The 14217-nt window shown below is 72.6% G+C and carries 13 protein-coding genes; 11 read left to right on the top strand and 2 right to left on the bottom strand.

Annotated elements, in window-relative coordinates; genetic code table 11:
- The first annotated feature begins 20 nt into the window (after positions 1-20).
- From ACIRC0_RS06545 to ACIRC0_RS06505, 9 genes are all read left to right on the top strand, one after another.
- On the top strand, positions 21-869 hold the full coding sequence (locus ACIRC0_RS06545) for a pyrimidine reductase family protein (RefSeq protein ID WP_403612057.1): 849 nt from the start codon (positions 21-23) through the stop codon (positions 867-869).
- Between the two features lie 202 nt (positions 870-1071).
- Positions 1072-1545 (top strand): indole-3-glycerol phosphate synthase, encoded by a 474-nt coding sequence (locus ACIRC0_RS06540; protein ID WP_403612054.1) that lies wholly within the window; start codon positions 1072-1074, stop codon positions 1543-1545.
- A 76-nt stretch (positions 1546-1621) separates the two neighbouring features.
- On the top strand, positions 1622-3016 hold the full coding sequence (gene murC / locus ACIRC0_RS06535; protein ID WP_403612050.1) for a UDP-N-acetylmuramate--L-alanine ligase: 1395 nt from the start codon (positions 1622-1624) through the stop codon (positions 3014-3016).
- A gap of 13 nt (positions 3017-3029) precedes the next feature.
- A complete protein-coding gene (gene msrB / locus ACIRC0_RS06530; protein ID WP_403612047.1) occupies positions 3030-3437 on the top strand; it encodes a peptide-methionine (R)-S-oxide reductase MsrB in 408 nt (135 codons plus the stop codon).
- A gap of 717 nt (positions 3438-4154) precedes the next feature.
- On the top strand, positions 4155-5165 hold the full coding sequence (locus ACIRC0_RS06525) for a substrate-binding domain-containing protein (RefSeq protein ID WP_403612044.1): 1011 nt from the start codon (positions 4155-4157) through the stop codon (positions 5163-5165).
- A 183-nt stretch (positions 5166-5348) separates the two neighbouring features.
- On the top strand, positions 5349-7703 hold the full coding sequence (locus ACIRC0_RS06520; protein ID WP_403612041.1) for a nitrate- and nitrite sensing domain-containing protein: 2355 nt from the start codon (positions 5349-5351) through the stop codon (positions 7701-7703).
- Positions 7704-7714: 11 nt separating this feature from the next.
- Positions 7715-8140: a roadblock/LC7 domain-containing protein gene (locus ACIRC0_RS06515; RefSeq protein ID WP_103838841.1), complete on the top strand. Its 426-nt coding sequence runs from the start codon at positions 7715-7717 to the stop codon at positions 8138-8140.
- Between the two features lies 1 nt (position 8141).
- On the top strand, positions 8142-8498 hold the full coding sequence (locus ACIRC0_RS06510; protein ID WP_200418350.1) for a DUF742 domain-containing protein: 357 nt from the start codon (positions 8142-8144) through the stop codon (positions 8496-8498).
- Positions 8485-9063 carry an ATP/GTP-binding protein gene (locus tag ACIRC0_RS06505; RefSeq protein WP_263232612.1) on the top strand — a complete coding sequence of 193 codons (579 nt, stop codon included), beginning with the start codon at positions 8485-8487 and terminating at the stop codon, positions 9061-9063. Before ACIRC0_RS06510 ends, ACIRC0_RS06505 begins: the two co-directional genes overlap by 14 nt.
- 32 nt (positions 9064-9095) lie before the next feature.
- On the opposite strand, the gene ACIRC0_RS06500 is transcribed toward ACIRC0_RS06505, so the two are convergent.
- The gene (locus ACIRC0_RS06500; RefSeq protein WP_403612038.1) at positions 9096-9974 is read right to left on the bottom strand and encodes a polysaccharide deacetylase family protein; all 879 of its coding nucleotides are present in this window, start codon (positions 9972-9974) and stop codon (positions 9096-9098) included.
- Between the two features lie 443 nt (positions 9975-10417).
- Here ACIRC0_RS06500 and ACIRC0_RS06495 point away from each other — a divergent pair, with 443 nt between their 5' ends.
- Together ACIRC0_RS06495 and ACIRC0_RS06490 are read left to right on the top strand one after the other, a co-directional pair.
- Positions 10418-11785, top strand: coding sequence for a magnesium transporter MgtE N-terminal domain-containing protein (locus ACIRC0_RS06495; RefSeq protein WP_403612036.1), 1368 nt, complete (start codon positions 10418-10420; stop codon positions 11783-11785).
- Positions 11782-13095 (top strand): NRAMP family divalent metal transporter, encoded by a 1314-nt coding sequence (locus tag ACIRC0_RS06490; protein WP_403612034.1) that lies wholly within the window; start codon positions 11782-11784, stop codon positions 13093-13095. Before ACIRC0_RS06495 ends, ACIRC0_RS06490 begins: the two co-directional genes overlap by 4 nt.
- Before the next feature lie 17 nt (positions 13096-13112).
- Here ACIRC0_RS06490 and ACIRC0_RS06485 read toward each other — a convergent pair whose 3' ends face one another.
- Positions 13113-14120 (bottom strand): cytochrome c oxidase assembly protein, encoded by a 1008-nt coding sequence (locus ACIRC0_RS06485; RefSeq protein ID WP_403612031.1) that lies wholly within the window; start codon positions 14118-14120, stop codon positions 13113-13115.
- Positions 14121-14217: the final 97 nt, after the last annotated feature.

Here is a 14217-nt window from a genome sequence, read left to right as displayed (position 1 = left end):
GTCGTGCCACACTGCACGACATGCGACGCCTGTTCCCTGTGACCGACGAAACAGACGAAACAGCGGCCCGGCCGGGCGCTCCGGCCCCGGGCACCGGGGAGGTGCCGGGCGCCGGCGCGGTGGTGGGCGGCTCCGTCGACCGCGAGTGGTCGCTGGAGGAGCTCGCCGCGGCCTACGCCTACCCGGAGCCACCGCCCGGCGGCCGGGAGCCCTGGCTGCGCGCCAACATGGTCTCCACGCTGGACGGTGCCGCCCAGCACGAAGGGCGGTCCCACCCGATCTCCAGCGCTGCCGACATGCGGATCTTCGGCACGCTGCGGGGGCTCGCGGACGTGGTGATCGTGGGTGCCGAAACGGTACGGCAGGAGGGGTACCGTCCGGCACGCGAGCGTGAGGCCTTCGCGGCGATGCGGGAGGCGGCCGGACAGGGCCCGGTGCCCGCCATCGCCGTGGTCAGCTCCAGCCTGGAGCTGGACTTCTCCTGGCCGCTGTTCACCTCGCCCCTGGTGCCCACGATGGTGCTCACCGGGGCCGCGGCGGCGCCGGACCGGGTGGCGGCGGCCGAGAAGGCGGGCGCCCGGGTGGTGATCGCCGGCGACGGCATGGGCGTGGACCCGGTGCGCGCCGTACGCGCCCTCGCGGAGCTCGGCATGACCCGGCTGCTCACCGAGGGCGGGCCACGCCTGCTGGGCCAGCTGGTCGTCTCCGGGGTGCTGGACGAGCTGTGCCTGACCGTCTCCCCGATGCTCACGGCGGGCGACGCGCAGCGGATCGCCGGAGGTCCCTCGCTCACGGTGCCCAAGCGCTTCGCGCTGGCGTCGTTGCTGGAGGAGGAGGGGTTCCTGTTCAGCCGGTACCGCCGGACCTGAGGGGCGGGAACGCACAGGGCGTTTCGTGGCCGAAGGTACCGATTTGCGGCGACGGCGCGGAATCACCCGTTCCGTTCAGTGTTCGGTGGGCACACTAGTTCTCGCGGATCCCGTGCCGGTGCCGGGGCAGGATGGTTTCCGCAAGGGCCGTGACGGCCCACCGGGAAAGGCCCGCGGTCCATGGAGGAGAAGGGCGCCTGTCGTGTTCACGAGCGTACTGATGATCGAGAAGGCCCTCACGTCCGCCGACGTGGAATTCGTCACCACTTTGCACGGTGACGAGCCGGTCTCCTTCCACGTCCTGCTGCAGCCCCGCGGCGACCAGGCGGACCGCCTGCTGCGGGCCATCGACGACATCGCCCTGGGCGAGCTCGACGAGGCGGCGCACGAACGGGAGACGCCGGAGGGCAAGGACGCCGCCGAGCTGGGGCGGCAGGCCCTGGACGTGTCCCTGGCCGCGCTGCGCGCGGCGGGCAGCGAGGCGGAGGGGCGCCTCATCGAGGACCACCCGCTGGACGCGCTCAAGGATCTGGTCGGCGAGGTCGGCGCGGACGAGGTGATCGTGCTGACCGACCCGCACTACGTGGAGGAGTTCTTCCACCGCGACTGGGCGTCCAGGGCACGGCACAAGGTGGGCGTGCCGGTGCTGAAGCTGTTCTCGCACAGCAAGGCGTGAGCGTCACCGGGACCTTCTCGTGACGCACTAGGGTGTGTCGCTGAACGTCCGCCGTACCAGCACTCAGGAGACACGCATGGCACCCGGCCTCCCCACCGCCATGGACCGACCGCACTTCATCGGCATCGGCGGCGCCGGAATGTCGGGCATCGCGAAGATCCTCACGCAGCGCGGGGCCAGGGTGGCGGGCAGCGACGCCAAGGACTCGCCGACCGCCGAGGCCCTGCGCGCGCTGGGCGCGACGGTGCACATCGGGCACGCGGCCGGGCACCTCGCCGACGACGCGAGCTGTGTCGTCGTCTCCTCGGCGATCCGGGAGGACAACCCGGAGCTGGCCCGCGCGGCCGAGCTGGGCATCCCTGTGGTCCACCGCTCCGACGCCCTCGCGGCCCTGATGGAGGGCCTGCGCCCGATCGCGGTCGCCGGCACCCACGGCAAGACGACCACCACGTCGATGCTCGCGGTGTCCCTCACCGAGCTGGGCCTGAAGCCGTCGTACGCGATCGGGGGCGACCTGGACGCCCCCGGCTCGAACGCCCTGCACGGCGAGGGCGACATCTTCGTGGCGGAGGCGGACGAATCGGACCGCAGCTTCCACAAATACGCCCCCGAGGTCGCCATCGTCCTCAACGTCGAACTCGACCACCACGCGAACTACGCGTCGATGGAGGAGATCTACGAGTCCTTCCAGACGTTCGTGGACCGCATCGCCGAGGGCGGCACCCTGGTGATCTCGGCGGACCACGAAGGTGCGCGCGAGCTGACGCGGCGCGTCACGGCGTGCGACGTGACGGTGGTGACGTACGGAGAGGCCGAGGACGCCGACGTACGGGTCCTGTCGGTCGTCCCCCAGGGCCTGAAGAGCGAGGTCACGGTCCTCCTCGACGGCCAGGAGCTCACCTTCACGGTCTCCGTCCCCGGCCGCCACTACGCGCACAACGCGGTCGCGGCCCTGGCGGCGGGCGTGGCGCTCGGCATCCCGGCGGCGGAGCTGGCCCCGGCCCTCGCCGCTTACACGGGTGTGAAGCGCCGCCTGCAGCTCAAGGGCGAGCAGGCCGGCGTCCAGGTCGTCGACTCCTACGCCCACCACCCCACCGAGATGACGGCGGACCTGGAGGCGATGCGGGCGGCGGCCGGCGGGTCCCGCATCCTGGTGGTCTTCCAGCCCCATCTGTTCTCCCGCACCCAGGAACTGGGCAAGGAGATGGGCCAGGCGCTGGCGCTCGCGGACGCTTCCGTGGTGCTCGACATCTACCCGGCCCGCGAGGACCCGATCCCGGGCGTGACCAGCGAGCTGATCATCGAGGCGGCGCGGGCGGCGGGCGCGGACGTGCAGGCCGTCCACGACAAGGCGGAGGTCCCCGCGGTCGTCGCGGGAATGGCGAAGCCGGGTGATCTCGTTCTCACCATGGGCGCGGGCGACGTCACGGACCTCGGCCCGCGGATCCTGGACCGTCTCGCACAGAGTTAAGGGGTTGGCCTTCATGTCGTACGACGTCGACAAGCCGGACGAGCAGTGGCGCGCGGAGCTGACCCCGGCGGAGTACGCGGTCCTGCGCCAGGCCGGCACCGAGCCCGCCTTCACCGGTGAGTACACGGACACCAAGACCAAGGGTGTGTACTCCTGCCGCGCCTGCGGCGCCGAACTCTTCACCTCGGACACGAAGTTCGAGTCCCACTGCGGCTGGCCGTCCTTCTACGACCCGAAGGACACCGACGCGGTGGAGCTCCTGGAGGACCGCTCCCACGGGATGATCCGCACGGAGGTGCGGTGCGCCCGCTGCGGCTCGCACCTCGGGCACGTCTTCGAGGGCGAGGGGTACCCGACGCCGACGGATCAGCGGTACTGCATCAACTCGATCTCCTTGCGCCTGATCCCCGACGCCGGCTGACCGGGCCGGTGGTCAAGCGGGGCGGTGGCCTCAGCGGTCCCGCCCCGCCGTATCGGTTGCGGAGGGGCCGCGGTCGGTAGCGGAGGGGCCGCGGTCGGCTGCCGAGGTGCCGCAGTGCTTCCGGGAGCGCTCGTCATCCCCCGGCGCCGTCCTCCTCGCGGTCGGGCCTCGTCGTCTTCCCGGCCTCCTCCGGCGCGATTCTCGCTCGTCACGCAGCCGCAAACGCAGGTCGTGGGGGGGCCGACTGCCGTGGTTGCCGCCTCGGTCCGGTCATGACGGACGCCCTTGCGGCCACTCACGCGGACGGTACACACCGGCCTCCTGGCACCCGTGACCAAACGGGACGGCGACATGGCGCGACCCGGCGGTGCGAATCACCCATATCACGGCAAAAGCCGCATGTCGTCGTCCTCGCCCGAAAGGCCCGCCCCGGAGGGTGCCGCCGGGCGCGGGCCGCCCGGCGCCGGCGTCCGGGGTTCGAGGTCAGGAGCCCGGGGGCGGGTTCAGGGGCCCGGGGGCGGGTCCGGCGTCGCGGAGATCATCACAATGCGGCAGCAACAGCCGACTACCGGGGGTCGCTCACTTGACCACGGGCGGTCACCCGCGATTGGCTCCGGCACAGCGCGAGCCACCGAGCCGATACTCCCCGGCTCACTCCGCTCTTCCCGTACGACCGCCGTCCTCTGGCTCGGCTGCACAGCGAGGTGCCGCACCCCCATGAAAACCCCTCCCCCTCCGCGCAGGTCCCGCAGAATCCCGCTCGGCACCGCCCTGACCGCAGCCTTCGCCGCCTGCCTGCTGCTGGCCGGCTGCTCCGGCTTCGACGGCGCCGGATCCGACGCCGACGCGAAGGCCTCCGGCCCCGGCCGGCTCAAGGTCGCCCTGGTCACCCACGGAGCCGAGGACGACGCCTTCTGGGAGCTGGTGCGCAAGGGCGCCGAGGCGGCCGCGGCCAAGGACGGCGCCGAGTTGACGTACGCGGGCGACCCGGACCCGGCGGGACAGGCGGAGTTGGTGCGGGACGCGGTCAAGGACCGGGTCGACGGCATCGCGCTGACACTGGCCAAGCCGGACGCGATGAAGGGAGCGATCGCCGACGCCAGGGCGGCGGGCATCCCGGTCGTGGGGCTCAACTCCGGGATCGACGCCTGGCGTTCCGAGGGCGTGCTCGAGTACTTCGGCCAGGACGAGAGCGTCGCGGGCCGCGCCGTCGGCGACAAGCTGGACGACCTCCACGCCAAGCACGCCCTGTGCGTCATCCACGAGCGCGGCAACGTCGCCCTGGAAGCGCGCTGCGCCGGGGTGAAGAAGGCCTTCGGCGGCCAGACCGACCTGCTCTACGTGGACGGCACCGACCTGAACGCCGTGACCGGCGCCGTCGCCGCCCAGCTGCGGCAGGACCCGACCATCGATCAGGTGGTCACGCTGGGCGCTCAGTTCGCGCTCGCCGCGGTCAAGTCGGTGCAGCAGGCGGGCAGCAACGCGCGCGTCGCCACCTTCGACCTCAACACCGACCTGGTCAAGGCCGTGCAGAACGGGGACGTGCAGTTCGCCGTCGACCAACAGCCCTACCTCCAGGGCTACCTCGCGGTGGACTCGCTGTGGCTCTACAAGAGCAACGGCAACGTCAGCGGCGGCGGCACCGCCCCGGTGCTGACCGGCCCGGCCTTCGTGACCAAGGCGAACATCACCTCGGTGGCGAAGTTCGCGGCGGGCGGCACCCGCTGAGCGGGCACCCGGTGCCCCAGCAGGCGCCGGTTCCGAGAAACGCCGAAACGATACGGTCCCTGTCGGTGCGCCAGGTCACACGGACGGATAACATCCTGCGCACCCCTGTGTCGCACCGGACACGCGCTCACCCCTCGCGTCCGTCCCCCTTCCCCGTTCCCCACGGACCGCTCTAGGACCACGATGTCTCGACGGACACCGACACCCATCCGGCGCCGTCTCGGCTCCATACGCCTCTCCCTGATCCTCCTGGCCCTGGTCCCCAGCGTCACGCTCGCCGCCGTCTGGGGTGTGACCACCACCCAGATGTTCTCGGAGGGGCTGCGGCTGCGCGCGCAGACGGAACTGAGCCGGTCCACCGGCGCCATGGGCACCGAGGCGGCGCTCGCCCTGCAGCAGGAGCGGCAGCTGTCCGCGGCGTGGCTGGCCTCCCCGCACGGCTCCCGGGCCGCCCTGGACGCGCAGCGCAGGGCGACGGACGCGGCGGTGGCGCAGCTCACCGGGCAGGCCGACGCGATCAAACGGGCTGCCTTTCGCATCAAGGACCCGATGTACTCCGTCGTCGCATCGGTGGGCAGCCTGGAGTACTACCGCGACCAGGTGGACCGTCCCACGGACATCACCGCCCAGCAGGCGCTGGACCAGTACACCGCGATCATCGGCCGGCAGATCCAGGCCTTCCAGGAGCTCTCCCAGGTCGACGACGGCGACCTCACCTCGCAGGCCGGCCCGCTGGTCGCGCTGGAGCACGCCGCGGAGCTGGCCTCCCAGGAGGACGCGGAGCTCACCCTGGCCTGGCCGTCGCGGCACATGGACGAGGCGTCGTGGGACCGGTTCATGCAGCTGGTCCACGCCCGCCGCTGGCTGGTCCAGGACCAGATCGTGCCCTCGCTCCAGGGGAGCATGAAGACACAGGCCGAGCGGATCCTGCAGTCGCCCGAGTGGGCGACCCTGCAGAGCGTCGAGGACCAGGTGCTCGCGGCCCGGACGGCGTCCGGCGCGCGCGGGATCGCACTGCCGGACGTCCGGCAGCGGTGGAGCACCGCGATGAACACGCTCGCCGACCGGTACGCGGCGCTGATCCGGCAGCAGACGGCGCAGCTGCTCGACCGCAGCGCCGCCACGGCGCACGGCCTGCTCCTCAAGGCCGGCTCGCTGAGCGCGGGAGGGCTCGCCGCCCTTCTTCTGTGCGTCGGCATGTCCTGGCGGATCACCCGCTCCCTGTCCCGGCGACTGCGCGGGCTCAGGCTCGCCACGCTCTCCCTGGCCGAGGAGCGGCTGCCCGACGTGGTGGCCCGCCTCGAGCGGGGCGAGAAGGTCGACGTGGAGTCCGCGACGCCACCGCTCGACTACGGGCGGGACGAACTCGGCCAGGTGGCGCAGGCGTTCAACACCGCCCAGCGCACCGCCGTGCACACCGCCGTCGAACTCGCCGAGACCCGGCGCGGTTTCCAGAAGGTGATCCTCGGCATCGCCCGGCAGAGCCAGAACCTGGTCAACCTCCAGCTCAGCAAGCTGGACGCGCTGGAGAGACAGCACCAGGACCCGGACGTCCTCAAGGGGCTGTACGAACTGGACTCCACCGCGAGCCAGTTGCGCCGCTACGAGGAGAACCTCGTCATCATCAGCGGCGAGCAGCCCCGGCGCAGCTGGACCGAACCGGTCGCGCTGATCGACATCGTGCGCAGCGCCGTCGGCGAGGTCGCCGAATATCAGCGGGTGGAGGTGCACACCGACGAGGACGTGTACCTGTCCCCGCCCGCGGTGGCCGACCTGATCCATTTGCTGGCCGAACTCATCGACAACGCGACCGTGTACTCGCCCGCCCCGAGCCCCGTCGAGGTGCGGGCCGCGCTGGTCGCCAAGGGCCTCGCCATCGAGATCGAGGACCGCGGCCTCGGCATGTCCGAGGACGACTACGCCCAGCTCAACGCCCAGTTGGCGGTGGCCCCGCAGTTCGACGTGGTGGCCCTCGCCGACGACCTCAGGCTCGGCATGTTCGTCATCGCCCGCCTCGCCACCCGGCACGGCATCGCGGTGACGCTGCGCCCGTCGCCGTACGGCGGGACCACGGCGATCGTGCTAGTCCCGCACGACATCGTGGTGCGCGAGGCCCCCGGGTCCTCACAGGCGCCCGACGCCGAGCCCGTACGGGAACCCCGGCCCGCCCGCCCGGCGGCCCGCCCGACCGGGACCGCTCCTCCGGCCGACGCCCGGCGCCGGGAGCCCACCCTGAGGGAAGGCGCCGTGCACAGCGACGAAGCCGGGCGCGCGGGAGGGCTTCCCCCGCTGCCGCGCCGGGTGCCGCAGACCAGTCTGGCCGCCGAGCTGCTCGAGGAGGCCGCGCCCGCCGACGGGGACGGCGTGCTCGACGAGTTCACCGCCGAACGCGCCGCCTCCTCCCTCGCCGGCTTCCAGCGCGGCACGCTCCGGGCGCGTGACGAGGGCACCCTGGAGCAGTACGACCAGGAGGAGCCCGCCGTGGCCGACGCACCCGAGGCCGCACCGACGTCCACACCGCTCGCCGACCGCTCGTGAAGGACACCGACATGACACGCTCCCCTGCCACGCACAGCCAGCTCGACCAGTTGCTCACCTCACTCGTGGACCGGGTCGCCGGGGTCGCCCACGCGGTGGTCCTCTCCGAGGACGGACTGGTCGTCAGCCACTCCACCGGATTCGTCCGCGACGACGCCGAACGGCTCGCGGCGACCGCGTCCGGCCTGATGAGCCTCAGCAAGGGCGTGAGCATGGACTTCCGTGGCGGCCCGGTGCGCCAGGCGCTCATCGAGATGGCCCACAGCTACCTGATCCTCACCCAGGCCGGACCCGGCGCCCATCTCGCCGTCCTCACCGGCCCGGGCGCCGACGTCGGAGTGGTGGCGTACCAGATGAACATGCTGGTGAAGAAGATCGGCGAGCACCTGAGTGCGGCACCACGTGCGGGCGTCGGCGCGTCCGACAGCGGCGAGTGAGGTGAGCGGAGGCGACGCGGCGGGCCGGCTGGTCAGGCCGTTCACGCTGACCGGCGGGCGGACCCGGCCCAGCCGCGCCGACTTCACCCTCATCACGACGGTGACGGCGGTGGACCCGCCGCCCGCGTGGGCGCCCCGGCTCCAGCCCGAGCACGCGCGGATCCTGAAGCGGTGCGCGGAGCCGATCGCCGTGGCGGAGCTCGCGGCCCACCTCGATCTGCCGGTGAGCGTGGTCGTGATCATGCTGTGCGATCTGCTGGAGGCGGGCCGGATCACCATCCGCCCGCCGCACCCCGTCTCCCGCACACCGGACCTTCAACTGCTGCAGAAAGTGAGGGACGGCCTTGGCCGGCTCTGACACCGCCACCCCTCCGGCGCCGGCCCCCGACACGGTGAAGATCCTCATCGCCGGGGGCTTCGGCGTCGGCAAGACCACCATGGTCGGGTCGGTCAGCGAGATCGTCCCGCTGCGCACCGAGGAACCGCTGACCACCGCCGGGCTGGACGTCGACGACCTCGTCGGCATCGAGGAGAAGCGGGCGACCACCGTGGCCCTGGACTTCGGCCGCATCACGATCGGCCGGGACCTCGTGCTGTACCTCTTCGGCACGCCCGGTCAGCAGCGGTTCTGGTTCATGTGGAACGACCTGGCGATCGGCGCGCTCGGCGCCGTGGTCCTGATCGACGTCCGCCGCCCGGAGTCCAGCTTCGCCGCCATCGACTTCTTCGAACGCCGCGGCATCCCCTTCGTCGTCGCCGTCAACGGCTTCTACGGGCAGCACCCGTACCCGCCCGAGGAGATCCGGGAGGCGCTGGCTCTGCCCGAGCACGTCCAGGTGCTGCTGTGCGACGCCCGGGAGCGCGAGTCGTGCCGCGACGTCCTCATCGCCCTGATCGACCAGTTGATCGCCTCGGTGGTGTGACACAGGCCCTGAGGCAGGGCCCCGACGCTCCGTCAGTCCAGCGCGTCCGACAGGCGGACGAAGGTGTGACCGCTCGCCAGCAGCCGCGGTACGGCGGCGGCGATGCCCGGGGCGGTGCCGCCGTCGGGGTGGTTCATGTGGCAGATGACGATGGAGCCGTCCGGCGCGGACCCGACGGTGGTGCGCACCTGCTCGGGGGTGAAGGTGGCGCCGCCGTCGCCGTTGACCGAGAAACTCGCGAAGCGTTCCCCCAGGTCGCCGACGATCCGTGCCGCGACGTCGTCGCAGTACGCGGTGCCGGACCGGAAGAAGCGCGGCGGGGCGCCCAGCAGCCGGGTGAGCTCGGCCCGGTTGCCGGCGATCTCGTCGTACACCTCGCCGGCGTCCCGGGTACCGGGGATGCCGTAGGCGGAGCGCCCGGTGACCGACAGCGGGCGGTGCCGGGTGCCGTGGTTGGCGATCTCGAACAGCGGCTCGGCGGCCAGCCGGCGGAAGAGGGCCGGATTGGCGTCGATCCAGCGGGAGTTGATGAACAGGGTCGCCGGTACCTCCCGGCTGCGCAGGAAGTCGATCAGCGCCTTGTCGTAGCCGCTGCCGCCCGGGCCGCCGCAGGCGTCGAAGGTCAGCGCGATCTGACGCTTGCCCTTCGGCAGCGCGTGCACCACCCCGGGCGCCAGGAAGCCCCAGGTGTGCGGCACGGCATGCCCGTAGCGGGCCACGATCTCGGCACGGGTCACCGCCGGTGCCGTCGCCGAGGGGGTGGGCGTCGGGGTGGCCGTGGCGTTCGGCGCGGGCGCCCCGGGCGGGCCGGACGTGGGCGTCCCGCCGCTCGTCGCGCTCTTCCGGCCCGCGCATCCGGCGAGCACGCTGGACGCCATGGCGGCCAGCACGGCCCGGCGACCGGTCCTCATCCACACTCCCACCTGGTCGAAAGGTCGGCGACGGGAAGCCGCCGCACCACCGCAACCGTACGGGGCCGAAGATCCACGACCGGGAAGGCACCGGTAAGGGTTCCTCAACAATCCGGTCATGTCGCCCGGTGGCACGATGGCGGCGTCGTACCCTTGACCGGCCGCGCAGACGTTGCGCTTCGGGAGCGCCGAGCTCCGGCGCCGGGACCGGGAGGAGGCGAGATGGACAGTAGTCCGGGCCATAGTCGGCCCCGTTCCGCGTTGTCCTGGTCGTCCTTCCGCGGCCCGGGGCAGCACGTCCTTCACCGCTGACCGCCCGGCACTCGAGCCGGTGCCGCACGCGGCCCAGCCGGGCCGCGTGTTGTCGTGTGCGCAACGAGCGGGAAGGCCGCTGCCGCGAGCCGCCCGGTGCCCCGCCCCGACGGGGCGAGGGGGTGTTCCTCATGGCTGCCCACACTCTGCTCATGTCCACCGGCGCCCGGCTGCGTGACCGCCGGGTCCGTCTGGAGCGCCGCGCCACCGCCTCCAAGGCGGTCCGCGGTTCCCTGGTCTCCCTGGCCGGACTGGTCGGCGGACCCGTCACCAACCAGGCCGGCGAGGAGGTCGGCCGCCTCGTGGACGTGGTCGCCCGGCTCTACGGGGCGGAGTCGTACCCGCCGGTCACCGGGCTGATCCTGCGCATCGGGCGGCGGCGCACCTTCCTGGCCGCCGACGCCATCGGCAAGGTGCACGCCGGGCACGTACGGCTGCGCGCCGCCCGGGTGGACCTGCGGGACTTCTCCCGCCGCCCCGGCGAGGCGCTGCTGGCCAGGGACGTCCTGGACCACCAACTGGTCGACGTGGACGGGGTCCAGGTCACGCGCGCCGCCGACCTGTACCTGGCGCCGCTCGTCGACCGCGTCGTCCTGGTCGGGGTGGACGTCTCGCTGCCCACCCTGCTGCGCCGGCTGGGCCCGCGCCGCTGGCAGGCCCGGCCGACTCCCGAGCGGGTCCTTGACTGGCAGGCGGTGGCCCCGTTCGCCGAGGAGGCCACGGAGGGGCCGCCCGAGGTGCGGTTGCGCGCCTCCCGGACCGCGCTGCACCGGCTGCGCCCGGCCGACCTCGCCGACATCCTCGAGGACCTCGGCCGCGCCGAACGGCAGCAGCTGCTGGGCTGGCTGGAGCCCGAACAGGCCGCCGACGCACTGGAGGAGATGGAACCGGCCGAGCTGGAGAACCTGCTGCGGGAGGCGCAGCCCGAGCACGCCGCCCGGCTGGTGGACGAGATGGAGCCGGACGAGGCGGCCGAAGCGCTGCGCGACCTCACCCCGGAGGAGCGCGAGTCGCTGCTCACCCGTATGCCGGACGACCAGTCGGCGGAGCTGCGCCGGCTGCTGGCGCACCGGGAGGGCACCGCGGGCGGCGCCATGACCACCCTGCTGGTCACCGTCCACCGGGACGCGACCGTGGCCGAGGTGCGGGCCCTGCTCGCCGAGCAGGCCGAGCACCGCACCGAGATCGACGCCGTCGCCGTCGTGGACGACGAGGGCCGGCTGCTGTGCGACATGGCGCTGTTCGACCTGGCGGTGGCCGAGGACGCGGCCCCGGTGGCCGATCTGGTGGCCTGGCGGGCCCAGTTCGGCCCTCCGGTCACCGTGCGCGCGGACACACTGCTGTCCGAGGCCGCCGACCAACTGGTCGCCGCCCGCGCCTCCTCGCTGCTGGTGGTCGACGACACCGACCGTCCCCTCGGCCGGATCCTGGCCGACGACCTGCTCGACGCCCTGCTGCCCGAACGCGGGCGCGTGCACTTCAGGAGGTTCCTCCAGTGACCCGCGACCTTCACACGACCCCGACGACCCCGACGACCACGGCACCGGGCACCGCCGGCGCACCCGCCGCCCGCCGCACGGGATGGCGCCGCCTGACCATGGTCGCCGCGATCGCGGGCCCCGGGCTGGTCGCGGCCAACGCCGGCAACGACGCGGCCGGGATCGCCACCTATGCCTCGGCCGGCTCCCAGTTCGCCTACGGCACCCTGTTCTTCATGGTTTTGGTGACCGTCGCCCTGGTGATGGTCCAGGAGATGGCCGTCCGCCTCGGCGCGTACACCGGCAAGGGCCTCGGCGCCCTGATCCGCGAACAGTTCAGCCTGCGCCTGACCGCGCTCGCCGTGTTCTGCCTGCTGCTGGCCAACACCGGTCTGGTCGTCAGCGAGTTCGCGGGCATCGGCGCCGCCTTCGAACTGCTGGGGGTGCCCAAGTGGGCGGTCGTCCCGCCGGCCGCGATCCTGCTGTGGGCGCTGGTGCTGTTCGGCTCCTACCACTGGGCCGAACGCATCTTCCTGATCATGTCGCTGGCGTTCTTCGCCTATCCGGTCGCGATGGTCCTCGGCCACCCCGACTGGGCGGCGGTCGGCCGCCACCTCGTCGTCCCGCACGTCGAGCCGAGTAAGGACTTCATCCTGCTCGCGGTCGCCCTGATCGGCACCACGGTCAGCCCCTACATGCAGTTCTACGCCGCCGCCGGTGTCGTCGACCGCGGCGCCAAACCGGCCGACTACCCGCTGATCCGCGCCGACGCCGTCCTCGGCGCGGTGTTCGCCTGCGTCATCAGCCTGACCATCATCATCGCCACCGCCGCCGCGATCGGCGGCACCGGCCCGCTGAACTCCGCCGCCCAGGCCGCCGAGGCGCTGAAGCCCGTCGCGGGACAGAACGCCGAACTGCTGTTCGCGCTGGGCCTGATCGGAGCCTCCGCGCTCGCCGGAGCCGTCGTCCCGCTGTCGGCCAGCTACGCCATCGGTGAGGCCGTCGGTGTGGAACGCTCCGTCTCGCGCAGCTTCCGCGACGCCCCGCTCTTCCTCGGCCTGTTCACCGCCCAGATCGTCCTGGGCGCCACCCTGGCCATGACCCCGATCGACGTCATCCGGCTGCTGATCGGCACCCAGGTCCTGCAGGGCCTGATCAGCCCGGTCGTCCTGGTCTACCTGCTGGTGCTGACCAACCGCCGCACCGTGCTCGGACCGGCCGCCAACGGGCCCCGCTACCGCATCGCCGCCACCGCCGTGGTCGTCGGCGTGGCCACCATGTCCACCATCCTGCTCGTGCAGACCGTCCTCGGCTGGTTCGGCCTCGCCTGAGCCTCCCGGTGAGCGCGTCAGTTCCGCTGCCGGCGGATGCGCTGGGCCACCTCGTTGTCCTCGGTCTCCCACCAGGGCCGTACGCGGTCCTCGTCGGCCGTCTGCCCGGGGGCGGGGGCCGCTGGGACCAGCTCCGTCTCCAGGCGGCGGTCCAGCGCGACGGTCTGGGCGCGGTCGGTGCGCGCCCACTGCACCAGGATCGCGAGCAGGAAGGGCAGCGCCACCAGCTCCGCGATGCTGATCATCGCGCCGCCGCCGAGCTGCTGGTCGTGGTGCACGTCCGGATCCCACGGCGGGGCGTGGTGCAGGTACCAGGCACCGGCGATCAGCGTGCCGTGGGTCATCACCACGATCCCCGGTACCGCGTCGATGATCCCGTCCACGAACACCAGCGCCGCGCGCACCGGGTGGGTGCACCAGGCGGGCAGCGCCCCCTCGTGGGTGAGGACCGGGACGACGAACAGGGTCCCGGCCAGCAGCAGGTGCAGATACATCAGCTCGTGCAGCCAGCCGAGGCGCAGGGCGGTCGCGAAGTACGGCGTGAAGTACACCGTCAGCTCGGTGGCGAGCACCAGGGCCGTACTCACCAGGGGGAAGGTGAGCAGCCGCACCACCCGCCCGGTCATCGCCCGCCGCACCCGCCCCGAGGCACGCTCGGGCAGGGCGCGGACCGCCAGATGCAGCGGGTCGCCGAGCGCCAGGCCGAGGGGAGCGATCAGGTCGAGCAGGACGTTCTGCACCGCGGCGGGCCAGAACAGCGCGTGGTCGTACACCGCGAGCGCGGACATGGTCGCCACGACGAGCGTGCCGAGGCCCAGCAGCGCGAAAGTGGCGGTGCGGGCAACGGGCCAGGGCTCGCCCCGGCGCCTCACCCTCAGGACGCCCCACCCGTAGAGCGTGCCGAGGAGGAGGACCAGGAGGAGCGCCGGGACGTCGAGGTGCCACGAGGACAGCAGCCGTCCCGTGGTGAGCTCCGGCAGGCTTGCCGTCGTCACGGCCATCTCGTTCAGCGGCATGCCGGTCATGCTCTCCCTCGCCTGCGGATTTGCGCAAACCAGCAAGTCAAGGGTTCACCTCGGCCCGGCCCCGGCGGCCTGCTCGAGGTCCCGTCGCACGCGCCAC

The organism is Streptomyces sp. NPDC093984 (genome assembly GCF_044764595.1).
GTDB classification, from domain to species: domain Bacteria; phylum Actinomycetota; class Actinomycetes; order Streptomycetales; family Streptomycetaceae; genus Streptomyces; species Streptomyces cynarae.
This window is presented reverse-complemented; position numbering and strand designations above follow the sequence as displayed.